The 25,839-nt window shown below is 68.5% G+C and carries 21 protein-coding genes, 1 tRNA gene and 1 riboswitch; of the genes, 9 read left to right on the top strand and 13 right to left on the bottom strand.

Features of this window, described 5'->3' with window-relative positions:
• From ASF45_RS30905 to ASF45_RS30855, 11 genes are all read right to left on the bottom strand, one after another.
• Entirely contained in the window at positions 1–1,917 is a 1,917-nt protein-coding gene (locus ASF45_RS30905; protein ID WP_056672703.1) for a SurA N-terminal domain-containing protein, read from the bottom strand.
• Positions 1,918–1,976: 59 nt separating this feature from the next.
• Positions 1,977–2,052: transfer RNA gene (locus ASF45_RS30900), tRNA-Val, on the bottom strand.
• Positions 2,053–2,066: 14 nt separating this feature from the next.
• Complete coding sequence (locus tag ASF45_RS30895) at positions 2,067–2,339, bottom strand: HU family DNA-binding protein (RefSeq protein ID WP_056672701.1); 273 nt, start codon at positions 2,337–2,339, stop codon at positions 2,067–2,069.
• A 247-nt stretch (positions 2,340–2,586) separates the two neighbouring features.
• Entirely contained in the window at positions 2,587–3,672 is a 1,086-nt protein-coding gene (locus tag ASF45_RS30890; protein WP_056672700.1) for a tartrate dehydrogenase, read from the bottom strand.
• Positions 3,669–4,562: a DMT family transporter gene (locus ASF45_RS30885; protein ID WP_056672698.1), complete on the bottom strand. Its 894-nt coding sequence runs from the start codon at positions 4,560–4,562 to the stop codon at positions 3,669–3,671. Before ASF45_RS30885 ends, ASF45_RS30890 begins: the two co-directional genes overlap by 4 nt.
• Positions 4,559–5,125, bottom strand: coding sequence for a CDP-diacylglycerol--glycerol-3-phosphate 3-phosphatidyltransferase (pgsA, locus tag ASF45_RS30880; protein WP_056672887.1), 567 nt, complete (start codon positions 5,123–5,125; stop codon positions 4,559–4,561). Before pgsA ends, ASF45_RS30885 begins: the two co-directional genes overlap by 4 nt.
• A 64-nt stretch (positions 5,126–5,189) precedes the next feature.
• Positions 5,190–7,181: an excinuclease ABC subunit UvrC gene (gene uvrC, locus ASF45_RS30875; protein ID WP_056672696.1), complete on the bottom strand. Its 1,992-nt coding sequence runs from the start codon at positions 7,179–7,181 to the stop codon at positions 5,190–5,192.
• 43 nt (positions 7,182–7,224) lie between these two features.
• On the bottom strand, positions 7,225–8,193 hold the full coding sequence (locus ASF45_RS30870; protein ID WP_056672694.1) for a tripartite tricarboxylate transporter substrate binding protein: 969 nt from the start codon (positions 8,191–8,193) through the stop codon (positions 7,225–7,227).
• A gap of 27 nt (positions 8,194–8,220) precedes the next feature.
• Positions 8,221–9,183, bottom strand: coding sequence for a tripartite tricarboxylate transporter substrate binding protein (locus ASF45_RS30865; RefSeq protein WP_056672692.1), 963 nt, complete (start codon positions 9,181–9,183; stop codon positions 8,221–8,223).
• A 24-nt stretch (positions 9,184–9,207) separates the two neighbouring features.
• On the bottom strand, positions 9,208–10,185 hold the full coding sequence (locus ASF45_RS30860; protein ID WP_056672690.1) for a hydroxymethylglutaryl-CoA lyase: 978 nt from the start codon (positions 10,183–10,185) through the stop codon (positions 9,208–9,210).
• A complete protein-coding gene (locus tag ASF45_RS30855) occupies positions 10,182–11,384 on the bottom strand; it encodes a CaiB/BaiF CoA-transferase family protein (RefSeq protein ID WP_056672688.1) in 1,203 nt (400 codons plus the stop codon). Before ASF45_RS30855 ends, ASF45_RS30860 begins: the two co-directional genes overlap by 4 nt.
• 116 nt (positions 11,385–11,500) lie before the next feature.
• Between ASF45_RS30855 and ASF45_RS30850 the strand changes: the two genes are divergently transcribed.
• From ASF45_RS30850 to efp, 3 genes are all read left to right on the top strand, one after another.
• Entirely contained in the window at positions 11,501–12,400 is a 900-nt protein-coding gene (locus tag ASF45_RS30850) for a LysR family transcriptional regulator (protein ID WP_056672686.1), read from the top strand.
• On the top strand, positions 12,397–13,428 hold the full coding sequence (earP, locus tag ASF45_RS30845; protein WP_056672684.1) for an elongation factor P maturation arginine rhamnosyltransferase EarP: 1,032 nt from the start codon (positions 12,397–12,399) through the stop codon (positions 13,426–13,428). Before ASF45_RS30850 ends, earP begins: the two co-directional genes overlap by 4 nt.
• A 120-nt stretch (positions 13,429–13,548) precedes the next feature.
• Positions 13,549–14,103 (top strand): elongation factor P, encoded by a 555-nt coding sequence (efp, locus tag ASF45_RS30840; protein WP_056672682.1) that lies wholly within the window; start codon positions 13,549–13,551, stop codon positions 14,101–14,103.
• 85 nt (positions 14,104–14,188) lie between these two features.
• On the opposite strand, the gene ASF45_RS30835 is transcribed toward efp, so the two are convergent.
• The gene (locus ASF45_RS30835; protein ID WP_056672680.1) at positions 14,189–16,936 is read right to left on the bottom strand and encodes a DUF349 domain-containing protein; all 2,748 of its coding nucleotides are present in this window, start codon (positions 16,934–16,936) and stop codon (positions 14,189–14,191) included.
• A gap of 73 nt (positions 16,937–17,009) precedes the next feature.
• Positions 17,010–20,498, bottom strand: a complete 3,489-nt coding sequence (locus ASF45_RS30830) for a DUF748 domain-containing protein (RefSeq protein ID WP_056672678.1) — start codon at positions 20,496–20,498, stop codon at positions 17,010–17,012.
• Between the two features lie 672 nt (positions 20,499–21,170).
• Between ASF45_RS30830 and ASF45_RS30825 the strand changes: the two genes are divergently transcribed.
• The 6 genes from ASF45_RS30825 to ASF45_RS30800 all read left to right on the top strand — a co-directional run bounded on the left by ASF45_RS30825 (position 21,171) and on the right by ASF45_RS30800 (position 25,834).
• Positions 21,171–22,016: a lytic transglycosylase domain-containing protein gene (locus ASF45_RS30825; protein ID WP_082551374.1), complete on the top strand. Its 846-nt coding sequence runs from the start codon at positions 21,171–21,173 to the stop codon at positions 22,014–22,016.
• 34 nt (positions 22,017–22,050) lie between these two features.
• Positions 22,051–22,206: riboswitch (ZMP/ZTP riboswitch) on the top strand.
• 34 nt (positions 22,207–22,240) lie between these two features.
• A complete protein-coding gene (glyA, locus tag ASF45_RS30820; RefSeq protein ID WP_056672676.1) occupies positions 22,241–23,485 on the top strand; it encodes a serine hydroxymethyltransferase in 1,245 nt (414 codons plus the stop codon).
• A gap of 24 nt (positions 23,486–23,509) precedes the next feature.
• Positions 23,510–23,959, top strand: coding sequence for a transcriptional regulator NrdR (gene nrdR / locus ASF45_RS30815; RefSeq protein WP_056672674.1), 450 nt, complete (start codon positions 23,510–23,512; stop codon positions 23,957–23,959).
• A gap of 105 nt (positions 23,960–24,064) precedes the next feature.
• Positions 24,065–24,595 (top strand): GspH/FimT family pseudopilin, encoded by a 531-nt coding sequence (locus tag ASF45_RS30810; protein ID WP_082551373.1) that lies wholly within the window; start codon positions 24,065–24,067, stop codon positions 24,593–24,595.
• On the top strand, positions 24,589–25,089 hold the full coding sequence (gene pilV / locus ASF45_RS30805; RefSeq protein ID WP_056672670.1) for a type IV pilus modification protein PilV: 501 nt from the start codon (positions 24,589–24,591) through the stop codon (positions 25,087–25,089). The genes ASF45_RS30810 and pilV overlap by 7 nt, the downstream gene beginning before the upstream one ends.
• Before the next feature lie 16 nt (positions 25,090–25,105).
• Entirely contained in the window at positions 25,106–25,834 is a 729-nt protein-coding gene (locus tag ASF45_RS30800) for a PilW family protein (RefSeq protein WP_056672668.1), read from the top strand.
• Positions 25,835–25,839: the final 5 nt, after the last annotated feature.

The following is a 25,839-nucleotide window of genomic DNA, read 5'->3' as shown; positions in this document are numbered from 1 at the left end:
TCATTGCGCCGGCATCCCCGCAGGCGCCGCAACTTCCATGCGGACCTTGAGGCGCTCCTTGAGCAGGTTGTAGTAGGCCACGGTCTCGGCCGCTGCCCAGGTCTGCGCGTACTGCTGGCGCACCTGCTGTTCGGCCTCGGCCGGCAGCGCGCGTGGCGGCGCGATCTTGTCGACACGGACCACGGCATAGCCCTGCTCCGCCAGGTCGACACCCAGCAGCGCCGGCAGGGCGGCGGGATCGGCGCGCAGCGCGGCATCGATGAGCTTGGCCGGGAACTGGTGCGTGTCGTCGCGCGCGATGGTCACGGCCGCGGGCAGCTTGGCCTTGTCGCCCTGCGTCTTCCATTCGGCGAGCTGGGCCTCGCCCTTTTGCTTGGCGAGCTCGGCCGCGCGCTGTGCGGTCCAGCGGGCCCGCACCTGGTCCTGCACTTCGGCCAGCGCCTGCGTGCGGGCCGGGCTGTGTTCGACCACCCGTGCGGAAACCAGTTGGTTCGTGCCGACCTCGACGGCCTCGGTGTTGCGCTTTTGCTGCGTGGCGTCGGCCGAGAACACCGCCTCGAGCAGGCGGGCATTCGCCAGAGGACCGGTGGCGCCGGCCGCCGGCACGGGCGTGACGGTGGCGGTCTGGATCTGCAGCTTGAGCTTGTCGGCCACGGGCTTCAAGCTGTCGGACTGTTCGTAGACGGTGTTCGTGAAGGTCTCGGCGGTTTCGGCGAACTGGCGCTGCGCCTGCTGGGTGCGCAGCTCGCCCTCCAGCTGCGTGCGCATCTCCGCAAAGCTCGGCACCTTGGGGGCGCGGATGTCGGTCAGCTGGATCACGTGGAAGCCGAAGTCCGACTCCACCACATCGCTGATGTCGCCCTTCTTGCCGAGGCCGAAGATGGCATCGGCGATGGGCTTGTCGATCGCGCTGCGGGTCAGGTAGTCCAGATCGCCGCCGCCGGCCGCGGAGCCCTTGTCGTCAGAACTCTTGCGGGCCACGTCGGCGAAGCTGGCCGGGTTCTTGCGGACTTCGGCCAGCAGCTGCTCGGCACGGGCCTTGGCCTTGGCGCGCTCATCGGCCGAGGCGCTCTTGGGTGCATCGACCAGGATGTGGCTGGCGCGGCGTTCTTCCTTGCCGGCCAGTTGGGCATTGTTCTGCGTGTAGAAGGTCTTGAGGTCGTCCTCGTTCACCGCGATGTTCTTCTTCACGGCGTCCAGGTCCAGCACCACGTATTCGATCTTGGCCTGCTCCGGCGCGCGGAACTGCTCCACGTGGCCCTTGTACCAGGCCTCCAGTTCGGCCTCGGTCGGCTTGAGCCCGGCGCTGAAGTCGCCGGCCGGGAATTGCGCCACCTGCACTTCGCGCCGCTGCAGGAAGGCACCGAAGGTGGCGTCCGCCGCAGCCGCCACACCGAACGCCGATTCGCCCACGCCGGCCATGACCTGGCGCGTGGAGATCTGGCGGCGCGCGTTGGCCTCGAACATCTCGGGCGTCATCCCTTGGGCGCCCACGAGCAGGCGGTAGCGCTCCACGTCCAGACTGCCGTCCGGCTTGCGCAGGCTGGCGATGGCCGGGTCTTCCTGCAGCGCGCGCGCCAGGCGGCCATCGGTGGTCACGAGATGGGCTTCGTCGGCCGCGACGGCCAGCACGCGGTCACGCACCAGGCGCTCCAGCGTGGCGTACTTGGCTTCGGGCGAATCGAGCAGGCGCGCGTCCAGCGTGGGCGTCTGCGCCAGCATGCGTTGCACTTCGTTGCGGTGCGCGTTGTCCCATTCGATCTGCTTGATCTCCGAGCCGGCCACGCGCGCCACCACATGGCCGCCTTCGTTCATCCGCGTGTAGCCTTCCAACCCGAAGAACACGAACGACGGGATGATCAGAAGGAACAGCAGTCCCATCATGATCTTGGTGTGCTGGCGGACGAAATCGAACATGCAAATGGTCTCGCAGAAAAACGAAAGGCGAACGCAACGTTCGCCTTGGCCGGAGTGGGTGGTGGGTGCTGACGGTCTCGAACCGCCGACCTACGCCGTGTAAAGGCGCCGCTCTACCAACTGAGCTAAGCACCCCACTGCAAATCGGATCAGTTCAGGGCGTCTTTCAACGCCTTGCCCGGACGGAATTTGGGAACCTTGGCAGCCTTGATTTTAATCGCCGCGCCGGTGCGGGGATTTCGGCCCGTACGGGCCGCGCGTTTGCCAACCGCGAAGGTACCGAAGCCCACCAGCGACACCGTGCCACCCTTCTTCAGGGTTTTCTTGACCGCCTCGATGGTCGACTCCAGGGCGCGCGTGGCGGCAGCCTTGGAGATGTCGGCGTTGTTGGCGATGTGTTCGATGAGTTCAGTCTTGTTCACGAGGGTCCCTCACTTGGGTTGTGTGGTCGGATTCGACACGAAATGTTTCCACGGCCCGCACGAGAAGCGGCGCGCATCTGGCTGGGGGAGTGGGAACGAATTGTTGCGGCGTCAGCAATGCCGCGACCACCTCGAAACAGGCTTGCAAGCCATGGTCTCTCGTGCGGCGCGGACGCGGATTCTAGACGCATTTGGGGTGCGCCAAAACGCCTCGCGCGCACCCGCATCCACCAGTTTGCAGGCGCGCTCAGAGCGCCTGCGCAATCGCGCGGCCCAGGTCCGAAGTCGAGGCCTTGCCGCCGATGTCCGGCGTGCGCGGCGCGCCGCTGCCGGGCTGAAGCGCGGCCTCGATCGCCCGGAGCACGGCGTCGTGCGCGTCCTTGTGGCCCAGAAATTCCAGCATCATCGCGCCGCACCAGATCTGGCCGATCGGGTTCGCGATGCCCTTGCCCGCGATGTCCGGCGCGGAGCCATGCACAGGCTCGAACAGCGAAGGTGTGGTGCGCTCGGGGTTCAGGTTGGCACTGGGTGCGATGCCGATGGTGCCGGTGCACGCCGGGCCCAGGTCGGACAGGATGTCGCCGAACAGGTTCGAGGCCACGACCACGTCGAAGAAGTCGGGTCGCTGCACGAAGTGCGCGGTCAGGATGTCGATGTGGAACTTGTCGAGCGTCACGCCCGGATAAGCCTTGGCCATGGCGGCCACGCGCTCGTCCCAGTACGGCATGGTGATCGCGATGCCGTTGGACTTGGTGGCGCTGGTCAGATGCTTCTTGGGCCGCGACTGCGCAAGCTCGAAGGCGAACTTGAGCACGCGGTCCACGCCGTGGCGCGACATCACGGTCTCCTGCATCACGATCTCGCGCGGTGTGCCCTCGTACATGCGCCCACCGATCGAGGAGTACTCGCCTTCGGTGTTCTCGCGCACGATGTACATGTCGATCTCGCCGGGCGCGCGGGCGCTGCCGTCGCGCCGCACCACGGGCGCCACGATGCCGGGCATCAGCCGCGCAGGGCGCAGGTTGATGTACTGGTCGAACTCGCGGCGGAACAGCAGCAGCGAGCCCCACAGCGACACATGGTCGGCAATCTTCTCGGGCCAGCCCACGGCGCCGAAGTAGATCGCGTCGTGGCCACCGATCTGCTCCTTCCAGTCGTCGGGCAGCATCTTGCCGTGCTTCTCGCAGTAGTCCCAGCTGGAGAAATCGAAGTGGTCGAACTGCAGGTCGATGTTGAAGCGGCTGGCGGCCGCCTCCATCACGCGCAGGCCCTCGGGCATGACTTCCTTGCCGATGCCGTCGCCGGCGATCACGGCGATGCGTTTCTTGCTCATGGTGTGCTCCTCTTGGTGGTGGCCGGCGGGCGCACGACCAGCGCCACGCCGAAGGCCGTCAGCGCCGTGCCGGCCAGGGTGAAAACAGTGATGGGCTCGCCGAACAGCAGCCACGCCATGAGCGCGGTGGTCGGCGGCACCAGGTACAGCAGGCTGGTCACGGCCGTGGCCGCGCCGCGCTGGATCATCAGGTACAGCAGCGAACTGCCGCCCAGCGTGAGCACCAGGACCGACCAGGCCATGGCGCCGATGAAGTCGGCGTTGAAGCGGATGGCCTCGGTTTCCAGCAAGAGCGCCAGCGGCAGCGTGACCAGCAGCGCGGCCAGGTTCTGCACACAGTTGGCCGTGGGCACGGCACAGGGCGCAAGGTAGCGCTTCTGGTAGAGCGTGCCGATGGTGATGCTGGCCAGCGCCAGCAAGGCGAGCATGAGGTTCTGTCCGCCGACCTCGCCGTGCCCCAGCTTGTGCCAGACCACCAGCGCCAGGCCACCGAAACCCAGCGCCAAACCGGTCCACTGTCGGCCGGCGACCTGGCCGCCGCGCGAAGCGACCCAGATCGCCGTGAGCACGGGTTGCAGCCCCACCAGCAAGGCCACCAGGCCCGCCCCCATGCCGAGCTTGACCGCGGCCCACACACCACCCAGGTAGCCCGCGTGCATGAACACGCCCGTCGCGGCCAGGTGCAGCCACTGCCGGCCGCTGGCCGGCCAGGCCGCGCGCGCCAGGCGCGCCCAGGCACCGAAGCACAGCAATGCCAGCGCAAAACGCAGGGCCAGGAACTTGAGCGGGGGAGACTGCGGCATGCCGTAGCGCGCCACGATGAAACCGGTGCTCCAGATCAGCACGAACACCACCGGCATGGACCGTACCCAGCCGCTGGACAGGCTCATTTGGCGCGGGCCCGGATCTCGGGGATCGCCTTCTGCAGGTAATAGACCATGGACCAAACCGTCAGCACGGCGGCGACCCATATCAGCACGATGCCCCACAGCGCGGTGTCGACGAAGCCGAACAGCCGGCCGTCGTAGAGCAGGAAGGGGATGGCCACCATCTGCACCGTGGTCTTGAGCTTGCCGATCATGTGCACGGCCACGCTGCGCGAGGCGCCGATCTGCGCCATCCATTCGCGCAGCGCCGAGATCGCGATCTCGCGGCCGATGATGATCAGCGCCACGAACACGTCGGCCCGGTTCAAATGCACCAGCACCAGGAGGCTCGCGCAGACCAGGAACTTGTCGGCCACCGGATCGAGGAAGGCGCCGAAGGCCGAGGTCTGGTTGAGCTTGCGCGCGAGGTAGCCGTCCAGCCAGTCGGTGGCGGCGAACACCACGAACAGCACGGTGGCGATCAGGTTGCAGGTGGCCACCGGCAACGGCAGGTAGAACACCCCCACAATGATCGGGATCGCGACGATGCGCGTCCACGTCATGATGGTGGGAATCGTCCAGAACATGGCGGGCATTGTGGCATGCGACCGAACGCCTTATTTGCGTCCGGCCATGGCGCCGGTCCGGGTCTCAGTGCAAGGCTTTGTAGATGCGTTCGGCGAGTTCGCGCGACACCCCTTCGACGGTGGCGATGTCGTCCACGCTGGCCGCGGCCACACCGCGCACACCGCCGAAGCGCTGCAGCAGCCGGGCCCGGCGCTTGGGGCCGATGCCCGGGATCTCCTCGATGCGGCTACCGCCCGTGCGGACCTTGGCACGCGCCGCGCGCATGCCCGTGATCGCGAAGCGGTGGGCCTCGTCGCGGATCTGGGCCACCAGCATCAGTGCGGCCGAATCGCGCGCCAGTTGGGCCTTGGGCCGGCCGTCGGCGAACACGAGTTCTTCCAGGCCGACCTTGCGGCCCTCGCCCTTTTCGACACCGACGATGAGGCCGATATCCAACCCCAGGGTCTGGAACACCTCGCGCGCCATCGAGACCTGGCCACGGCCGCCATCGACCAGCACGAGGTCCGGCATGCGCGCCTTGGATGGCGGCGCCGCCTCGGCCTGCGGTTCGAGCTGTGCAGCCTTCCCCGCTTCGGCCGCCGCCTCTGCAATGGCCTGCGGCGAGAACTTGGCATAGCGCCGCGTGAGCACCTGGCGCATGGCGGCGTAGTCGTCGCCGCCCGTGATGCCTTCGATCTTGAAGCGCCGGTACTCCGAACTCTGCATCCTGTGCTGCTGGAACACCACGCACGACGCCTGCGTGGCCTCGCCGGCCGTGTGCGAGATGTCGAAGCACTCAATGCGGAACTGCTCCAACGCGTCCGGCGCCAGGTCCAGCGCCTCGACCAGCGCGCGCGTGCGCGCCTGCTGCGAGCCCTCCTCGGCGAGCAGCCGGGCCAGCTGCAGCGCGGCATTCTTCTCGGCCATCTCCAGCCACTGGCGGCGCTGCTCGCGCGGCTGGTGCTGGGCAGTCACGCGCTGGCCGCTGTCGGCCGACAGCGCCGCGATGAGGTCTTTTGAAACAGCCTCGCTGGTGATCAGCAGCGGCGGCACGGCCACACCCGTGTAGTGCTGGGCGATGAAGGCCTCGAGCACCTGCACTTCCACCGGTGTGGCGGCCTGCGCATCGCTCTCGGCCTCGGCCGCCTGCAGCGCCACGGCATCGTCCACATGGCTCGGGAAGTACGGCCGGTCGCCCAGGTGGCGGCCACCGCGCACCATGGCCAGGTTCACGCAGGCGCGCCCGCCCTGCACCTTGACGGCCAGGATGTCGGCGTCCTTGTCCGAACCGGTGTCCACCGACTGCTGGTGCAGCACGCGCGACAGCGCGCCCATCTGGTTGCGCAGTTCGGCCGCCTGCTCGAACTCCAGCTTCTCGGCGTGCGCCATCATGCGTTGCTCCAGGCCCTGCAGCACCTGCTGGGTCTCGCCGTCGAGGAAGCGCTCGGCGTTGCGCACGTCCTCGGCATAGTCGCCCGGGGCAATCAAGTGCACGCAGGGGCCCGAGCAGCGCTTGATCTGGTAGAGCAGGCACGGTCGCGTGCGGTTCACGAACACCGTGTCTTCGCAGGTGCGCAGGCGGAACACCTTCTGCAGCAACAGGATGGATTCCTTGACCGCCCAGGCGTTGGGGAACGGCCCGAAGTAGCGGTGCTTCTTGTCCACCGCGCCGCGGTAATAGGCCACGCGCGGGAAGTCCGTGGGCGCGGTCTGGCGCGAGGTCGACTGCTCGGTCGGCCCGGCACCGGTGATCTTGAGGTAGGGGTAGCTCTTGTCGTCCCGGAACAGGATGTTGTACTTGGGACCGAGCGCCTTGATCAGGTTGTTCTCGAGCAGCAGCGCTTCGGCTTCGGAGCGCACCACGGTGGTCTCCATGCGCGCGATGCTGGCCACCATGTGGCCGATGCGCGTGCCGCCGTGGGTCTTCTGGAAATAGCTGGAGACGCGCTTCTTGAGGTCGCGCGCCTTGCCGACGTAGAGCAACTGGTCGGCAGCGTCGAAATAGCGGTACACGCCCGGCAGTGCGGGCAGCGCGGCCACCTGGGCCAGCAGTTCATCGGAATGCATCGAGGGCATGGCCGTATTGTGGCCGTGCCCCCGCCCCGCTGGCGCCGTGGTGCTACTCGGCTTCGATGCGCGCGCTCTTGACCACCTCGGCCCAGTTGGCCAGGTCGGCCTTGACCTTGGCCCCCAACTGCGCCGGGTCCTGGTAGTCGGCTGTGGCGCCCTGCTCTTCGGCCTTCTTGCGGAATTCGGCGCTCTGCACCACGGTGCGCGCATCGGCCGTGAGCTTGTCGACGATGGCCTTGGGCGTGGCAGCCGGCGCGAACAGCGCGAACCATGAGGTGGCGTCGACCTTGGGCAGGCCGGCTTCCGCCGTGGTCGGAACATCCGGCAGGCTTGGGAGGCGCTGCTTGCCGGTGACGGCCAGCACGCGCAGCTTGCCTGCCTGGATGTGCGGCATGAACGGCGGTGCGGTGCCGAAGGTCAGGTCGACCTGCCCGCCCAGCAGGTCCTGCAGCGCCGGGCCCGTGCCCTTGTACGGCACGTGGACCATCTTGATGCCGCCCTGCTGCTCCAGCATGGCGCCCGTCACGTGCTGCAGCGAGCCGTTGCCCGAGGAGGCGTAATTGAGCTTGCCGGGGTTGGCCTTGGCATAGGCGATCAGCTCGGCCAGCGTCTTCACGGGCAGGCCCTCGCGCACCACGATGATCTGCGGTGCCGAGATCACGTTCGCGACGGGCTGGAAGTCGGCCTGCTCCCACTGGTGCACCTTGGTGAGGTGCGGCGAGATCACGTGGTAACCCGAATACTGCATGAGCAGCGTGTAGCCGTCCGCAGCCGCGCGCTTGGCGATCCCGGCCGCGATCGCGCCGTTGCCGCCGCCCTTGTTGTCCACGATCACGGACTGGCCCAGCACGGGTGTCAAGGCCTGGGCCAGCATGCGGGCCGACAGGTCGGTCGTGCCGCCCGTGGCCGTGGGCACGACCATGGTGATGGGCTTGTTCGGGTAGGCCTGGGCCAGGGCGGCACCAGAGATGGCGCTCAGCGCGGCCAGCGCGAGAAGGGAGCGGCGAATGCGTTGCATGGGTTCATGTCTCCTGGTTTCAAAAAATCAATCCACCTGGGCACCGGTCTCCTTGACCACGCGCGCCCATTTGGGCAGGTCGGACTGCACCAGCGCAGCGAGCTGCTGCGCCGAGCCCTTGAAGGGCTCGCAACCCACGCCGGCCAGCTTCTCCACCGTCTCCTTCTGGTCCAGCGCGGTGGCCACGGCAGCCTGCAGGCGCGCAACGATGGGCGCCGGTGTGCCGGCCGGCGCGAACATGGCGTACCAGGGCGCCTGGCCGAAGCCTTTGAGCGTCTCGCCGATGGTGGGCACCTCGGGCAGCGCGGCCACGCGCTTCTCGTTGACCACGCCCAACACCTTGAGCTTGCCGCTCTTCACCAGGCCGATCACCGACGGCAGGCTCTGCACCGACAGCGGCACCTGGCCGCCGGCCACATCGGCAGCCGCCGCGGCCGAACCCTTGTAGGGCACGTGCTGCAGCTGGATGCCGGCCGCCTTCTGCAGCATCTCGCCGATCAGGTGGTTCAGCGTGCCGTTGCCGGCCGAGGCGTAGCTGTACTTGCCCGGCGCGGCCTTGGCCAGCGCAATGAGTTCGGCCACGTTGTTGGCCGGGAATGACGGGTTGGCCACCACTGTGTAGCCGGCCGTGGCGATGGGTGCCACGGGCGTGAAGTCCTTGACCGGATCGAAGCCCGGGTTCTTGTAGAGCGCGGGGCCGATCACGTGCGCGCTGTCGGCCGTCACCAGCAGCGTGTAACCGTCGGGTTTGGCACGGGCGGTGTTGGCCGTGGCCAGCGTGCCGCCGGCACCGGGCTTGTTGTCCACCACCACGCTCTGGTGCAACTGCTCGGACAGGCGCTGCGCCAGCACGCGGGCGATGGCGTCGTTGGCACCGCCAGCTGCCTGCGGCACGATCAGCGTGATGGGTTTGCTGGGGTAGGTGTCTTGCGCCTGGGCGGCCAAGGCGCTGGCGGCCAGGGCCAGCAGCAGGGTGCGTCGGACGATCATGGTGTGTCTCCTTGAAAAATGGATTCAGGCACGGGCCAGGGCCCGGGCACGCGTGGCGGCGAAGCCCGCAGGCACGGGGTGCAGGTCCAGTCGCCGGCCAGCCTTGACGATCTGGCCCGGCAGTTCATGGCCGATCAGTGCCGGCAGGCGCTGGGCTGCGGCAATCAACAGCGCCAGGTCCACGCCAGTGTCGTACCCCATGAGCTGCAGCGCATGCACGATCTCCTCGCTGCAGACATTGCCGGACGCACCGGGCGCGTAAGGGCAACCGCCCAGGCCGCCCAGCGAGGTGTCGTAGCAGTCCACGCCGGCGGCGATGCCAGCCAGCACGTTCGCCAGGCCCATGCCGCGCGTGTTGTGGAAGTGCAGCGTGAACAGCACCCCGGGCCAGCGGGCACGTGCGGTGGCGGCCAATGGCAGCACCTGCGACGGGTAGGCCATGCCGGTGGTGTCGCACAGCGTGATGCCGGCCACACCCAGTTCGGCGAAGCGCTGCACCCAGCCGAACACGGCCTCGGTTGCCACATCGCCCTCCATCGGGCAGCCGAACACACAGGAAAGCGACACATTGACCGGCACGCCCGCGGCCTGGGCCGTGGCGATGACCTGGGCCAGCGCCGCGAAGGACTGCTCCTGCGTCATGCGCAGGTTGGCCAGGTTGTGCGTCGCACTGGCCGACATGACCAGGTTGAGCTCGTCGGTGCGGGCCTCGATGGCACGCTCGGCCCCGCGCACATTGGGCACCAGCGCGGTGTAGACCACGCCGGGGACCCGGGTGATCTCGCGCATCACGGTCTCGGCATCGCGCAGCGCGGGAATGGCGCTGGGCGAGACGAAGGACGTGACCTCGATCTTGGACAGCCCCGCCGCCGACAATGCGTTGGCCAGCGCGATCTTGTCTTCGGTCGGCACGAAGGCCTGCTCCATCTGCAGGCCGTCGCGCATGCCGACCTCCTGGATGTGGATGCGCCGGCCGGCGCCTTGCCAGATGTCGGTCGTCATGCAATCACTCCTTTGCTGCGCAACAGCGCGATCTGTTCGCCCGTCAGTCCGGCCTCGGCCAGCACCGCGTCGGTGTCGTCGCCCAGGCGCGGCGCGCTCGTGCGGATGCGGCCCGGCGTGGCCGAGAGCTTGGGCACGATGCCCGGCACGGTCACGGTGTCGCCATCGCGCGTGGTCTGCTCCAGCAGCATGTCGCGCGCCCGGTAGTGCGGGTCTTCGGCGATGTCGCGCGCGGTGTAGACCTTGCCGGCCGGCACGCGCGCCTCGCCCAGCGCGTCCAGCACCTGCTGCACGGTGCGCGCCGCCGTCCATGCACCGATGGCCGCGTCGATTTCGGCCACGCGCGCCACGCGGCCGGCGTTGTCGGCCAGGTCGGGCGCTGCGCCCAGGTCGTCGCGGTCGATGGCGGTCATCAGGCGCTTGAAGATGCTGTCGCCGTTGCCAGCGACCAGCACCCAACCATCGGCACAGGGGTAGGCGTTGCTGGGCGCGATGCCGGGCAGTGCACTGCCGGCGGCCTCGCGCACGGCGCCGAAGGCGCTGTACTCGGGCACCAGGCTCTCCATGCAGTTGAACACGGCCTCGTGCAGCGCCACGTCGATGACCTGGCCCTGGCCGCCGTTGACCTTGCGGTGGTACAGCGCCGTCAGCACACCGATGGCGCCGTGCAGCGCGGCCAGTGTGTCGCCGATCGAGATGCCGCAGCGCACCGGCACGCGGCCCGGCTCGCCGGTCAGGTGGCGCAGCCCGCCCATGGCCTCGCCAACCACGCCGAAGCCGGGCATGTCCCGGTAGGGGCCGGTCTGGCCGTACCCCGAGATGCGCAGCATGACCAGGCCAGGGTTGAGACTGTGCAGCGACTCGGGCGACATGCCCCAGCCCTCCAGCGTGCCGGGGCGGAAGTTCTCGATCAGCACGTCGGCCTCGGCGATGAGCTTGCGCGCGATGTCCTGGCCCTCGGCCTGCCGCAGGTCCAGCGCCAGCGAGCGCTTGTTGCGCGACTGCACTTGCCACCAGACCGAGGTGCCATTGCGCAGCATGCGCCAGTTGCGCAGCGGGTCGCCGCCGCCGGGCGCCTCGATCTTGACCACGTCAGCGCCGAACTCCGCGAGCGTCTTGCCGCAGAAGGGGCCGGCGATCAGCTGCCCCATCTCGACCACGCGCACGCCGGCCAGGGCCAGCGGCTTGTCTGTCTCCATCGTCTCGTCTCCTGCGTTGCAAACGGCGCGCATCATGCGCCAGGCCGCTGCCGGTGCAAAATCCCGATGCGCGAAGCTGCCATCGCGATCCGGCATGGCGGCTACGATCGCAGCCCATGAAGCTGGACCCGGTCTCCTTGCGCCTGTTCGTCGCCGTGATGGAAGAGAGCGCCATCGCGCGCGCCGCCGCACGCGAGAACATCGCGCCTTCGGCCGCGAGCCGGCGCCTGGCCGAGCTGGAGCAGCAGCTGCGCGTGGAGCTGTTCGCGCGCAGCAACCGCGGCATGCAGCCGACCGACGCGGCCTGGGCGCTGCTGAACCTCGCACGCGGCGTGCTGCATGACCTGGACGGCATCGCGCTGCAGATGCGCGAGTACGGCAGCGGTCTGCGCGGCCAGGTGCGGCTGGTGGCCAACATCTCGGCCATCACGCAGTTCCTGCCGGGCGAACTGCAGCGTTTCATGGCCAGGCACCCGGGCGTGCAGGTGCAGTTGCAGGAGCAGATCAGCAGTGCCATCGCGCGCAGCGTGGCCGAGAACGCGGCCGACCTGGGCATCCTCAACGAGGGCAGCTACGGCGCCCATCTGCGGCTCCTGCCCTACCGCGAGGACGAACTGGTGCTGGCCCTGCCGGCCGGCCATGTGCTGGCGCGGCGCAAGCAGGTGCGGCTGGCCGAGGTGCTGCCCTACGAGCTCGTCGCCACGCACCCGGGCAGCGCCATCCACCACCAGCTGCAGCGCGGGGCCGCCGAGGCCGGGCTGCCGCTCAAGTTGCGCATGCAGGTCTCGGGCTATGACGCGCTGTGCCTGATGGTCGCGGCCGGCATGGGCCTGGGCGTGCTGCCGCGCGGCAGTGCGCAGATCTACAAGAGCGCGCTGTCGATCCGGCTCGTGGCGCTCGACGAGGCCTGGGCCCGGCGCCGGCTCATGCTGTGCCTGCGCGCGGACGAGCAGCCGGGCGGTGCGGCGCGGCTGCTGGTCGAGCACCTGCAGGCCGATGCAGGGGTGCCGGCATGACCTGGGACATCCTGTGCCGCGTGGTGGACAACCACGGCGACCTGGGCGTGTGCTGGCGGCTCGCGGCCGACCTGGCGCAGCGTGGCGAGCACGTCCGCCTGTGGTGCGACGACGCCAGCGCGCTGGCCTGGATGGCGCCGCAGGGCCAGGCCGGCGTGCAGGTCCACCCCTGGCCGGAAGCGGCGCCGGCCGGTGGCCTGGGCGAGGTCGTGGTCGAGGCCTTCGGCTGCGAGCCGCCAGCGGCCTGGCTCCAGGCCTTCGGCCAGGCGGAGCCACCTCCGGTCTGGATCAACCTGGAGTACCTCTCAGCCGAGGCCTATGTGGCGCGCTGCCACGCCCTGCCCTCGCCGCTGATGACCGGCCCAGCCACGGGCCGCACGCGTTGGTTCTACTACCCCGGCTTCACGCCCGACACGGGCGGGCTGCTGCGCGAGCCCGACCTGCTGCAGCGCCAGGCCGCATTCGACAGGACCGCCTGGCGCCGCCAGCAGGGCCTGGCGGACGGCGGCCTGGCCGTCTCGCTGTTCTGCTATGAGCCACCGGCCCTGCCGGCGCTGCTGCAGCGCGTGGCCGAGGCCAGCGCCCAGTTGCTCGTCACGCCGGGGCGCGCAACGGCCGCGGTGCGCGCTTTGCACCTCCCACCCGGCCTGCGCGTGCACTGGCTGGCGTCCCGGCCCCAGCCGGAATTCGACGCGCTGCTCTGGGCCTGCGACCTCAACTGCGTGCGGGGCGAGGATTCGCTGGTGCGCGCGCTGTGGGCTGGCCAGCCCCTGGTCTGGCAGATCTACCCGCAGCATGACGGTGCCCACCACGAGAAGCTGCAAGCCTTCTTGGACTGGCTCCAGGCCCCGCCCTCGCTGCGTGCCTTCCACGCCGCCTGGAACGGGCTGGCCAGCCCCGCGCTGGCGCCGCTGAGCGCCGCCCTGCTGAGCGAATGGGGCGCCTGCGTGCAATCGGCGCGCGAAAGACTGCTCGCACAACCCGACCTCGTCGGCCAGTTGCGCCACTTCGTTGCCGAAAGGCGATAAAATCGCGGGCTTTGCGAAATTTCCCAAAGAAATCTCGCAACCTTGACGCAGCCCGCAGAGTACAGGGTTGCGCCCCGGCACCCTAACGGGCCGGGCAACCAACCTCTCCGCAGAACGCTTATGAAGATCGCTCAAGAAATCCGCGCCGGCAACGTGATCATGCACGGCAAGGACCCCATGGTCGTGCTGAAGACCGAATACAGCCGCGGCGGCCGCAACTCCGCCACCGTGCGCATGAAGCTCAAGAGCCTGATCGCCAACTTCGGCACCGAAGTGGTGTTCAAGGCCGACGACAAGATGGACCAGATCGTGCTGGACAAGAAGGACTGCACGTACTCCTACTTTGCCGACCCGATGTATGTCTGCATGGACTCCGAGTACAACCAGTACGAAGTCGAAGCCGAGAACATGGGCGACGCACTGAACTACCTGGAAGACGGCATGGAGCTGGAAGTCGTGTTCTACGACGGCAAGGCCATCTCGGTGGAACTGCCGACCAGCGTCGAGCGCGAAATCACCTGGACCGAGCCGGCCGTCAAGGGCGACACCTCGGGCAAGGTGCTCAAGCCAGCCAAGATCGCCACCGGCTTCGAAGTGCCGGTGCCGTTGTTCGTGGCGCAAGGCGACCGCATCGAAATCGACACCCGCACGGGCGAGTACCGCAAGCGCGTCTGAGCGAGCGGCTCCCCCATAAAAAAAGCGCCCTCGGGCGCTTTTTTGTTGCCCGCGCCATGATGGCACGGGATCTGGCAAGCACCGATCAGCGCTTGAGCAGCACCTTCAGCACGTTCTGCACCCTCCGGGCGGTGCCTGCGTCGTAGGGGCTCGCCAGCACCTTGGCGGTGTCCTGCGCCCAGGTCTGGGCCGGTGACGGGTCGTTGCGGCGCGTCAGCAGTTGCAGCTGCAGCATGCGGCGCGCGCTGATCTGCTCGGCCGGCGTCGGCGCCTCGGCAGCGATCTCCAGGCGCAGCAGCGCTTCGGCAGCCGCCTTGTCATCGCCGGCAGGCGCAGCGATGCTCTGCACCCACTGGCCGCGCACCGCCGAATTGACGCCGCCGCCCAATTCCTGCGCGCTGGGCACCTGCTCGGCGGCGCGCTTCTCCCAGGCACCCAGCAGATTGGTCAGCACTTCGCCGTGGGCCTGGGCCGCCAGCTTGCGCAGCGCGGCCTGGGCGTGTTCGGTCGCCTCGCGCTGGGCGCGGAAAGCAGCATCGCCCAGGCGCGGGCCGCGGTCTGCCATGGGCGGGCGGTCGCCGAAGCGGCCACCGTCACGGCCGTCGCGGCGCGGCTCGAAGCGGTTGTCACCGGGGCGTGCGGAGCCGCGATCCCGGTCGCCGAAGCGCGCGCCGCCGCGGGCGGGCGCTGGCTGGGCCTTCTGCATGCCGGGGCGGTCGTCGCCGCGCATGGCCACCACGGGCTTGCGCACGGGAGCCGGTGCGGGCGCTGGAGCCGGCGCTTCGGCGGTGGCTTCGCCTTCGGGCGCTGCGTCGGCCGGTGCATCGGCCGATGTGGCGGCTGCGTCTGCAGGCGCTTCGGCAGCCGCAGGCGCGGCCACCGGCGCCGCTGGCACGGCCGCCGCCGCAGCGGCAGCGGCCTGGCCACGCGTGGCAGCCTCCAGCGCGGCCAGCGCGCTGCGGATCTTCTGTGCGTCACCGCTTGCGTTGGCGGCCTCCACCGCACGGGCCGCATCCAGCACGGCACGGTCGACCTGGCTCATGGCACCGGCGGCCTTCTCGCGCTCTTCGGTCTTGCGCTGGAAGGCTTCGTCGATCGGCTTGCGGAAGGCATCCCACAGCTTCTGCTCGAACTTGCGCTCCAGCGGAATGGTCTGCGCCTCGGACTGCCAGCGCTGCTGCAGCGCCTTGACGGCATCGATGCGCAGCATGGGGGCCGCGCCCAGGACCTTGGCTTCCTCGATCAAGGCACGGCGGCGGTCGATGCTGGCCTGCTGCGCCTGTTCCAGCGGCGCCGCAGTGGCCTGGATGGCTTCCTTCCACTGGTTCTGCAGGTCAGCAAAGGCCTTCTCGCCCAGATGACCGGCTTCGCGCCAGCGGTTCTCGAACTGGTGCAGGGAACGGCCTAGCAGCTTCCAGTCGGTCGATGCGGCATGTTCTGCGGCCCAGGCCTTCAGTTCTTCCAGCAACGCCAGACGCTGGGCCTTGTGCTCGGCGGCTTCGGTCTTGCGCTTGTCCAGCCACTCTTCGACGACCTTGTGGGCCGCGTTGCAGGCTTCGTCGAAGCGCTTCCACAGTGCGTGGTTGGCGGGGCCGCCCTGGTCGGTCTGCTTCCACTGCTCGCGCATCTGGCGCAGCGTGTCCTGCATCTTGCGGCCGCCCAGCGCATGGCCTTCGGGCCGCTTGAGCAGGCCTTCGGCCTTGATCACGAGCTCTTCGCGCAGTTGGTCGGCGCGCCAGCGCTGCCAGCCTTCGAGTTCACCGGCCGAAACCAGCGCGGTGTGGACTTCGGCCTCGAGCTTGTCGCCGACATGGCGGCCATGGTCCTTGAGCACGGCACGCAGCGCGGTAGCGGCGGCGCTGCTGGCCTTGCCGTGGCCTTCGGCCACTTCCTGCTGCAGCTTGGCCAGGGCCTCGCTCACGCGCGCCTCGGCTTGCTCACGCTGGGCCGGATCGACGGCGGGGCGCGCCGGCTTGGGCGCCGCAGCCGGGGCAGCCACGGGCTCGAGCACTTCGCCGCGCGCCAGGCGCAGCGCATCGGCCCAGACGCGCACGGGCGGCAGCGGCGCATCGGCGTCTTCCGAAGCCAGGCGGGCTTGCTCCAGCGAAGCCTGGAAGGCATCCCAGACCACCAGCAACTGGGCCTTGGAGGCGTCCAGCAACGGCGGGAACTTGCCGTCCACGCTGGCCCAGTTGGTGTCCTGCGCCAGCGTGTCGGCCTGTTGCTGCCAGGCGGCGACGTCGGTGCGAAGGGCTTCCAGCGCGGCCTGTGCGTCCTGCCAGGGCTTGGTCGACAGCACTTCGATGCGTTGGGCCAGCAGCACGGCGGCCTCGCGCTGCACCTGCACGCGGTGCTGGAGGTCCTCGATGCCGCGCACGCGCTCGGACAGCTGCGTCCTGAACGAGGACAGAGGCTCCTTGGACAGCGGTGCGCCGGCCTTGGCCGCGTCGCGCTGCCAGGCCATGGCGTCGGCGATGTTCAGACGCGGCAATTCCAGCAAGGCCTGGGCCTTGGCGGCCCATTCCGATGCGAGGGCTTCCTGGCCACGCGCGCGCTTGATCTCGTCGAGCTTCTCGCGCAGTGGCTTGGCAGCACCGCGGTCGCGCACGCTGAGCTCCTGGAACACCTGCTGGATCAGCTCGGCATCCGGGTTGCCGGCCAGCCAGTCGCGGATGCGCGCAGCGCGCTCGCCCGAGGTCGGCGCGGAGAAAGCACCACCGGTCAGGGCGTCCAGCGCCTGGGAGTCATGGGATTTGGAAGGAGTCGTTGTCACCACGGGTGTTCTGCGAAAAGAAGCGGCCGCCTCGGCAAATCGGGCGGCCGCAGGATCCATGAGGGGCGCACCGGTCGGCGCGCCAAGCCCGCCATTTTCGCTGGTTTTGCGCCGGTACCGCTGTGCGGTGGTTTCAGGGCGTGGCCAGCTCCAGTTCCGCGTGCGGTGCCCAGCCGGTTCCGGACGCCACGGTGCGCGGCGCGCCGAGGAACAGGCGCTCCAGCGGAACCTGCTGCGCGGCCAGGTAGTCGCGCACGGCCACGCTGCGCTGCACAGCCAGGTTGCGCACGGATTCGTCGGAGACCTGCATGTCGGCCAACAACAGTGCCTCCATCTCGGGCACGGGCAGTTCCTTGGCCATGCCCAGCGCATTGCGCGGCTTGTCGGCCAGCTCGGCGCGGGCGTAGAGCGACTTCAACAGGGCCGGGTACTCCTCTGCGCTGACCGCGGTCGGCGGGGCGCCGACCCCCTGCGCAGGCAGCGGCTGGCCCGCGGCCACGACTTCGCGGCGCTTTTCGGCCTGCACCAGGCGCCCGAGCCGTGCGCGCTTCAAGGCCTCGCGCTCGGCCTCGGGGCTGGCCGTGCCGATCACCGAGAGTTTGAGGCCCGGCCGGTCGGTCAATGCACGCGCGACCTTGTCGAGCCGCTGCTCGGCGTCCTTGTCGAGCGTGGCGAGGCCAGGCGCGAAGGCCACCTTGCCGAGCTCCTCCCCGCCACCGCCGAAGGCACTGGCCAGCAGGCTGAACGGCGCGGTCACCGCCTTGAGGATCAGGTTGCCGAGGATTTTCAAGATCACCGGTCCGATGCTGAACTGCGGGTCGTTGAGCGAGCCCTGGATCGGCAGGTTCAAGTCGATCACACCATTGCGATCGGCCAGCAGGGCCGTGGCCAAGCGCACGGGCAGGCTGGCCGGCGCGCCCGGCACCGGATCGCCGAAGGTCAGCTGGTTCAGCACCAGGCTGTTGCTGGCCGTGAGCTGGCCGTTGGGCAGCACCTCGTAGTGCAGGTCCACGCTGAGCTTGCCACGCTGGATGCCGTGGCCGGCGTACTTGACGGAGTACGGCGACAGCGGCGGCAGCTCCAGATCGCGCACCTTGGCACGGATGTCCAGCGCCAGCGGCTTGGCCAGCGGGTTGAGCTTGCCGTCGATCTCCAGCGAGGCCGTGCCCTCGGCCCGGCCGCGCAGCGTGAGGTCGGCCATGGCCGGCTGGCCGCCCACGGCGCCGGCCGAATCGAAGGCGCTGAGACGGCCCTGCAGCTCAGTGAGGTTGGCCGTGTAGTTGGGCTTGACGAAGCGGTCGGAGAACAGCACACGGCCGCCCTGCACCTGGATCGGCCCGAAGCGGATGTTGGGTGCCGGGCCGGCCGGCGCGGCAGTGGCCGTGGCATCCGCGGGCGCGGCCTTGACCAGGTCCTGCAGGTTGATGCGGCCGGTCTCGTCGACGATCACGCGCGCGTAAAAATCACTGAGCGCCGTTTCCTTCACGGCCAGAGCGAGCGCCGCGCCGGGAGCCATCTCGAGCGCCAGGCCGCGCATGCGCAGCGTGTTCCAGGTCAGCAGGTCGCGCCCGCCGGCGGCTTGCGCGGCGTCGGCAGTGCCCTGCTGGGCGCGCAGGTCGTCGATGCCCAGGTCGCCCGCCACGCGCAATGCCGGGCCGCCGCTCTGCGCCGCGTAGCGCAAGCTGCCCTTGAAACTGGTGTCGGCGCGCTGCAGCCGCACGTTGAGCGCCTCGCCGAAGTAGGGCTCCAGGGCGTGCAGGGGCAGCGACTGCAGGTCAAGGTCGGCCTGCAAGACCGTCGGTTCCAGCGCCAGCTGGCCGCGCAGCGACAGCCTGCCCGGCGCGCTCTTGCCGGCAGCGACGGCGGCCGACAGTTCCACGGGCATCGCACGCGCGCGCTGGTCGAGCTGCAAGGGACCGGCGCGCAACTTGAGCGCCGAAACGGCCAGCGCGACCGGCCTCGCCGTGGACTGGTCGGCGTAGCCCAGCGTACCTTCGTCGACTTCGATGGAACGCAGACCGATGTGCCAGGGCACACCTTCCGACGCCGACGCAGGCGCGGGCTCGGCGCGCGCGGGCACCAGCCACTCCTCGAACATCCAGCGCCCCTTGGCATCGCGCGCGAGCGCCAGGCGGGGCCGTTCCACCTGCACACGGCCCACATCCACAGAGCGGTTGGCCAGATCGACGCGGGCGTCGCGCACTTCCAGCTTGCGGATGTCGGTGGGCTCGGCGGTGGCCAGCGCGAGCTGCGTGACGCTGAGCTGCTCGGCGTTGAGCACCAGGCCGCCCTCGGCCTTCCAGGCCAGCGCCAGGCGCGCCGACAACTCGCCCTTGAGGCGCGGCTTGACCACGCCCGCCAGGTAGGGCGCGCCCAGTTCCAGCGGAGCCTTGTCAAGCGTGGCATGCAGGTCTGCGGCCTGGTCGGTCGCACTGCCCTCGAAGGCCAGCGCGGCGGCACCGCCGATCTGGGCCGAGCCCTGCAGGCGCATCGGCTGGGCGAAGGGATAGGCCAGGTCCTGCAGCGCCAGCGTCAACTGGTCCACCGCGAGTTCGGCCGGCGGCCCGCCGGGTGCCGCCAGTTGGTCGCGCCAGGCGATGCGCCCGCCTTGCAGCGCGGCCTTGTCCAGCACCACCGACCAGGCCGGCGCAGAGGCGGCCGGCTCGGCGGCTGGCGCAGGCTCTGCTGTCGCTGGCGCAGCAGGCAACAGGTTCAGCCGGCCGGCGCCGTCACGCTCCACCCGCAACTGCGGTCCGTCGACCTCGAGCGAGGCCAGCCGCAGCACCCGCTGCAGCGGGCGCAACTCGGCCACGTCCAGCGCGATGCGCTCGACCTGCAGCAGCTCGCCACCGCCAGCGTCCTGCAGTTGCAGGCCATGCAGGCCCAGCTGGCCTTTGACGACCACCGAGGCCGCCGGTGTCTGCTCGAAATCCATGGCCAGGTCGGCCTCCAGAACGCCGGCTTGCAACTTGACCGGTAGCCCGTGCGGCCAGTAAGGCAGGTAGGGCTGCACGTCGAAACCACGGATGGAGAAGTGCGCCGCCGTCTTGCGCGAATCCAGGAACGGCGTGCTCTGGGCTGAAGAGTCGAAGGTGCTGCCGTTGAGCGTGAACGCCAGCCGCGGCTGGGTCTGGATTTCGCGGTCGGCCTGCAGGTTGCTCAGGAAGGGCAGGCTCAGCTGGAGCCCACGCAGGCTGTGCTGGCGACCCACCACGTCATCCTGGAATTCGACGGCCCCGTCCATGAGTGCCAGGTTGTAGAGCGCGAACTTCGGTGGCTCGCCCGGGGGCTTGTCCGAAGGCGCCGACAGGCGCGCCAGGATGTCGTCGATGTCGTAGTGCCCCTGCGACTGCTGGCGCAGCTGCAGCCGCGGCTGGCTCACTTCCAGCGCATCGAGCACGGGTGCCAGGCGCCAGAGCGAGGCCAGCGCCGCGTTGACGTAGATCTGGCCGATGTGCAGCTGGTCGCCTGCGCCGTCCTGGGTGCGCACGGCCAGATCCTGCAGTGTGAGTTCCAGGCTCCAGGGGCGGAATTCCACCTTGCCGATCTGCACGCTGCGGCCCAGCGCATCGCCGATGGCGTGCTCGGCCTGGGGCTTGAGCAACCACGGCACCCACAGCATGCCGGCGCTCCAGAAAAACGCCAAGACAAGGAGAGCCAGGGCCAGGCATTGCAGCCAGAGGGGAAGACGGGAGCGAAGCGCTGCGAGCATGCCCGCATCCTACTGCGCCGGCCCAACAAGAAAGCCCGGCGCCAGGAAGATCCTGGACGCCGGGCCGGGCAGCGGACTCATCGTCTTTCGCCGCCGTTTTCGCAGGCTGGAGGTCAATGTCCTGCCATGCGGTGGAAGCAAGGGATTGCCTCCAAGGGGTGACCGGGGCTGCAACCCTTGGCACGAATGCCGCAGAACTGCTCCTACCGGTGGAATGCTCGCTGTCAGGCAAGCGCCTTCACTCTAGTCGCCACAACAAGCTCTGGCAAAGCCGGTATTTCAATGACAAAAGTGTTCGCCATTGATGCGCTTGTGTTGACACAAACCGCCTGGCGCGCCCACTTTTAAAATTCCCACAGAGAATAACGAATAAATTTGATATTCTTGACTTGTTATTAAAGCCACTTCTAGAATCCGCCAGCCCCAACAGGGGCCCCTGGGGTTTTCCCGTAGTGCCACAAGGCCAAGAGTCGCATCCTTCTGCAGGAACACCGCGATTCCGGACATGGACCCCATCCGATCGACAAGCCCTTCCGCCACAGCCCCGCGCCGTGGCGGCGGGCTTCTGAGAGAAGGAAGGCTATGGAGCTTTTACAGAACATCGGGCAAGGGCTGAGGACGTTCGCGTCCGACGTCGCCCAAGGGTTCTTCGAGATCACCCACAACGGCTTCGCCCTGCTGGGATTGGTCGTGGTGGTGTGTGCCGGTACCGCATTGGCGCGGCCCGACCTGCGTCAGTCCGCGGAAGTGGAGTTGATGGGCTGGCTGCAGGAGCGCCACATCGCCACCACCGAAGCCGCCTGGCAACCGTCCGAGCCCGGCGCGATCGAGCGCGCCACCGCCACCAACCCGGCCGAGCTGCCCAAGCAGCAGGCCGCCGTGGCGTTCTGGCTCAGCAAGAAGTACCGCGTCGCGCCCGAGCCGCTCGGCGCGCTGGTGGCAGAAGCCTACGAGGTGGGCCGCCAGACAAAGCTCGATCCGACCCTGATCCTGGCCATCATGGCGGTCGAGTCCGGCTTCAACCCGTTTGCGCAGAGCACGGTGGGGGCCCAAGGCCTGATGCAGGTGATGACGCGCGTGCACACCGCCAAGTACGACCGCTTCGGCGGCACGCTGGCGGCCTTCGATCCGGTCACCAACCTCAAGGTCGGCGTCAAGGTGCTGCAGGAGTGCATTGCCCGCGCTGGCTCCATCGAGGGCGGCCTGCGCCACTACGTGGGCGATGGCCTCGGTGAACAAGGCCAGAACTACGCGCTCAAGGTGCTGGCCGAGCATGCCCGGCTATTCCAGGTGGCGACCGGCCGCACGCTGCCGCCGCCCGAGCCGCGCGTGATCCCCGCAGCTGCGCCGGCCACCGACCCGCAGATCGATCCGGTGCAGACCAAGGCCGACGACACGCTGCTGTCGCTGTCCCAGAGCGCCTCCTGATGCAGGCGGCCGGGCCGGTGGCTCGGCTACACTAGCGCCCGTACGCAACTGGCGATAGGCAACGGTCAAGCGCAGACCGCATGCTGACGTGGAACCGCCGGACTTTCATAAGCTCCTCGACAACCACTGGGAAGCGTACCGCAGGATCCTTGTGATCCCCCGCGTTCAGCCGTTCGCCTGGGCAGCCCTTGTACTGATACAAGGCCATACCTCTGAGGACTGCCATGTACGACCGCAACATCCTGATCGAGCAAACCGACCCCGAGCTGTACGCTGCCATCCTGGCCGAAAACCGTCGCCAGGAAGACCACATCGAGCTGATCGCCAGTGAGAACTACGCCTCGCCCGCCGTCATGGCCGCGCAGGGTTCGCAGCTGACCAACAAGTACGCCGAAGGCTATCCCGGCCGCCGTTACTATGGTGGCTGCGAGTACGTGGACGTGGCTGAGCAACTTGCCATCGACCGCGTCAAGCAGCTGTTCGGCGCGGACGCCGCCAACGTGCAGCCGCACTGCGGTGCCTCGGCCAACCAGGCCGTGTTCCTTGCCTTCCTCAAGCCCGGTGACACCATCATGGGCATGAGCCTGGCCGAAGGCGGCCACCTGACCCACGGCATGGCGCTGAACATGAGCGGCAAGTGGTTCAACGTGGTGAGCTACGGCCTCAACGCCAAGGAAGAGATCGACTACGACGCGATGGAGCGCCGTGCGCACGAAACCAAGCCCAAGCTGATCATCGCTGGCGCCTCGGCCTACAGCCTGCACATCGACTTCGCGCGCTTCGCCAAGGTGGCGCGCGATGTCGGCGCGATCTTCATGGTCGACATGGCGCACTACGCCGGCCTGGTCGCCGCGGGCGTCTACCCCAACCCGGTGCCGCATGCCGACGTGGTGACCTCCACCACGCACAAGAGCCTGCGCGGCCCGCGCGGCGGCATCATCCTCATGAAGTCCGAGCACGAGAAGGCCATCAACAGTGCCGTGTTCCCCGGCCTGCAAGGTGGCCCCCTGATGCACGTGATCGCCGCCAAGGCCATTGCCTTCAAGGAAGCCCAGGCGCCCGAGTTCAAGGCCTACCAGCAACGCGTGCTCGACAACGCCCGCGTGGTGGCCGAAACGCTGACGGCGCGCGGCCTGCGCATCGTCAGCGGCGGCACGCAAAGCCATGTGATGCTGGTCGACCTGCGCGCCAAGGGGATCACCGGCAAGGAAGCCGAGGCTGTGCTGGGCGCTGCCCACATGACCATCAACAAAAACGCCATCCCGAACGACCCGGAAAAGCCGATGGTCACGAGCGGCGTGCGCGTCGGTACCCCGGCCATGACCACGCGCGGCTTCGGTACGGACGAGGCCCATGCCACGGCCCACCTGATCGCCGACGTGCTGGACAACCCGCGCGACGAAGCCAACCTCGCCCAGGTGCGCATCAAGGTCGCCGCGCTGACCAAGCGCTTCCCGGTCTACCGCTGAATCAGCGGCCAAGCAAAGCCCCCCGTGCGCTGCCCCTTCTGCGGCCACGCCGAAACCCAGGTCGCAGAGACCCGGGTTTCGGAAGACGGCGACTTCATCCGCCGGCGCCGGCGCTGTGCCGGCTGCGACAAGCGTTTCACGACCTACGAGCGCGCCGAAGTCAGCTTTCCGGCCGTGGTCAAGAAAGATGGCCGGCGCACCGAGTATTCGCCGGTCAAGCTGCGTTCGTCCTTCGCGCTGGCGTTGCGCAAGCGGCCCGTCAGCACGGAGCAGATGGACGCAGCGATCGAGCACGTCGAAGAGAAATTGCTGAACCTGGGCGTGCGCGAAATTCCATCGCAATCCATTGGCGAACTCGTCATGCGCGAGTTGAAGAAGCTCGACAAGGTGGCCTACGTGCGCTTTGCCAGCGTCTACCGCAGCTTCGCCGACATCGAGGAGTTCAAGACACTCGTTGACGAGGTCAAACGCTGAAAAATTCGCAAATCGTATGCAAAGAGATTCTCTGTGAACTTTGCATCTTTTTTGTAAGCAATTGAATCCTTAGACTGCCTCCTGCCACTGCGCTGAGAGGTTGTCATGAGGCTCTTCCATTTGAGGATTGGCGCGCACAGCGCCATTGCAGGCATGACCTTGGTCGAGACCATGGTCTGCCTGTTGATCGTCGGCGTGCTGGCCTCGCTGGCAGGGCCTGCGTGGCGCGATCTGTTGCAGCGCCAGCGCGTCGCCACGGTGCGCACCGAACTGACCAGCGCAATGCAGTTGGCACGCTGGGAGGCGGTGCGACGCAACGCCCCGGTCGCACTGCAGCGGCGGATCGACTGCGGTGCGCTGCTGGCCACCGTGCACGACTGGAGCTGCGGTTGGGATGTGCAAGCGGCACTGCCGGACGAAGCACGGACACTGCAGCGCTTCGTTCCGCCACCCGGCGTTCGATTGACGCACCCAGGCGGCGGACCCGCGATGGAGTTCGGCCGAAGCGGCGTGCCTGTGCTGGTTGCCCACAAGTTTGTCATTGCTCCAGCAGCAGAAGTCACACCGATGACCACCGTCTTGTGCGTCAACCGCACAGGACGTGTGCGCACCGTCACGGGGACGGCCACATGCTGAACCGCAACCACCGCACGCACCAGACCGGTATCACCTTGCTGGAATCGCTGGTGGCCATGCTCGTGCTGTCGGCCGGCATCGGTGCGCTGGCCTGGACCCAGGCGCGGCACCTGGCCGATGGCCGCGACACCGCCGCACGTAGCATGGCGCTTCTCCTGACCGAGGATCTCGCAGACCGCATGCTCTTCAACCGCAACGCAGCAGCAAGCGGTAGCTACCAGCTGGCTTGGGGCGAGCGTCCGGCGCCGGCGGATTGCCGCAGCGCGCCCTGCCTGGGCAGCGCATTGGCACGCGCCGACTTGTCGGCATGGCGCGATGCCTTGGCGCAAGCGCTTCCTGGCAGCGACGCCCATGTGTTCGCCGCGGGCGGAAGCGCTCGACAGATGGGCATCGCCATCTCCTGGCGTTCAACCGGCGCCAGCGCCTTGGCGCCAGCGACGGGCCTCGATTGCCCTGTGCAGAGCAACTGCCATGTCACCTACGTCCCATTCTGAGCGGCAAGGCGGCCGCATGCTGCTGGAACTCGTCGTGGCGCTCGCAGTGGGAATGGGTGTCGTGCTGACGGCCATGGGAACACTGGCATTCGTGCAGGCCAGCGCCGCCGTCCACGGCGATGCGCTCCGATTGCAGCAGCGCGCGGACACCGCGCTGCGCACCATCGGCATGCAACTGCGCCAAGCTGGCGCCGTCGATCTGGTGGAGAACACCGACGGCAGCGTGCGCTTCAGCACCGCGTTCGACGGCTATGCGACCGGTGGCTACGCCGTGCAGGGCGAGAATGGCCGCCCGGGCGCGCCCGACGCGTTGAGCGCCAGCTACCAAGACAACGGCGAGGCACACGATTGCCTTGGCAATCGCCCGGATGCCGCGGCCCAAGGCATTCGCATCGACAGCCGCTTTTCCGTGGTCAACGGCAGCCTGCGCTGCCTCGGGGCGCAGGCTGCCAGCGGTAGCCAGGTCATCGTGGACGGCGTGGAGGACTTCCAGGTGCTTTATGGGATCCGCTCAGCCGGCTCCGGTGGCGACCAGTTCCGGTTCGTCGACGCCGACGGTGTGGCCGGCCGGTGGGCCGACGTGGCTGTCGTCCAAGTCTGCTTGCAGCTGCGCAGCGAGGGTCCGCACCCACAGGCGACAAGCGTGCGCGACTGCCAGGGCGTGGACCAGGCCGCAGATGGCCGGCTGCACCGCGTGGCCTACGCCACATTCAGCCTGCGCAACCTCCATTCCACTGGCCAGTGAGATCA

Source organism: Pseudorhodoferax sp. Leaf265 (assembly GCF_001422365.1).
Taxonomy (GTDB): domain Bacteria; phylum Pseudomonadota; class Gammaproteobacteria; order Burkholderiales; family Burkholderiaceae_C; genus Pseudorhodoferax.
This window is presented reverse-complemented; position numbering and strand designations above follow the sequence as displayed.

Coding starts and splice junctions, on each gene's coding strand:
- ASF45_RS30905 (WP_056672703.1), bottom strand. CDS start 1,917: ATGTTCGATTTCGTCCGCCAGCACACCAAGATCATGATGGGACTGCTG.
- ASF45_RS30890 (WP_056672700.1), bottom strand. CDS start 3,672: ATGAGCAAGAAACGCATCGCCGTGATCGCCGGCGACGGCATCGGCAAG.
- ASF45_RS30885 (WP_056672698.1), bottom strand. CDS start 4,562: ATGAGCCTGTCCAGCGGCTGGGTACGGTCCATGCCGGTGGTGTTCGTG.
- pgsA (WP_056672887.1), bottom strand. CDS start 5,125: ATGTTCTGGACGATTCCCACCATCATGACGTGGACGCGCATCGTCGCG.
- uvrC (WP_056672696.1), bottom strand. CDS start 7,181: ATGCCCTCGATGCATTCCGATGAACTGCTGGCCCAGGTGGCCGCGCTG.
- ASF45_RS30870 (WP_056672694.1), bottom strand. CDS start 8,193: ATGCAACGCATTCGCCGCTCCCTTCTCGCGCTGGCCGCGCTGAGCGCC.
- ASF45_RS30865 (WP_056672692.1), bottom strand. CDS start 9,183: ATGATCGTCCGACGCACCCTGCTGCTGGCCCTGGCCGCCAGCGCCTTG.
- ASF45_RS30860 (WP_056672690.1), bottom strand. CDS start 10,185: ATGACGACCGACATCTGGCAAGGCGCCGGCCGGCGCATCCACATCCAG.
- ASF45_RS30855 (WP_056672688.1), bottom strand. CDS start 11,384: ATGGAGACAGACAAGCCGCTGGCCCTGGCCGGCGTGCGCGTGGTCGAG.
- ASF45_RS30850 (WP_056672686.1), top strand. CDS start 11,501: ATGAAGCTGGACCCGGTCTCCTTGCGCCTGTTCGTCGCCGTGATGGAA.
- earP (WP_056672684.1), top strand. CDS start 12,397: ATGACCTGGGACATCCTGTGCCGCGTGGTGGACAACCACGGCGACCTG.
- efp (WP_056672682.1), top strand. CDS start 13,549: ATGAAGATCGCTCAAGAAATCCGCGCCGGCAACGTGATCATGCACGGC.
- ASF45_RS30835 (WP_056672680.1), bottom strand. CDS start 16,936: ATGGATCCTGCGGCCGCCCGATTTGCCGAGGCGGCCGCTTCTTTTCGC.
- ASF45_RS30830 (WP_056672678.1), bottom strand. CDS start 20,498: ATGCTGTGGGTGCCGTGGTTGCTCAAGCCCCAGGCCGAGCACGCCATC.
- ASF45_RS30825 (WP_082551374.1), top strand. CDS start 21,171: ATGGAGCTTTTACAGAACATCGGGCAAGGGCTGAGGACGTTCGCGTCC.
- glyA (WP_056672676.1), top strand. CDS start 22,241: ATGTACGACCGCAACATCCTGATCGAGCAAACCGACCCCGAGCTGTAC.
- ASF45_RS30810 (WP_082551373.1), top strand. CDS start 24,065: ATGAGGCTCTTCCATTTGAGGATTGGCGCGCACAGCGCCATTGCAGGC.
- pilV (WP_056672670.1), top strand. CDS start 24,589: ATGCTGAACCGCAACCACCGCACGCACCAGACCGGTATCACCTTGCTG.
- ASF45_RS30800 (WP_056672668.1), top strand. CDS start 25,106: ATGCTGCTGGAACTCGTCGTGGCGCTCGCAGTGGGAATGGGTGTCGTG.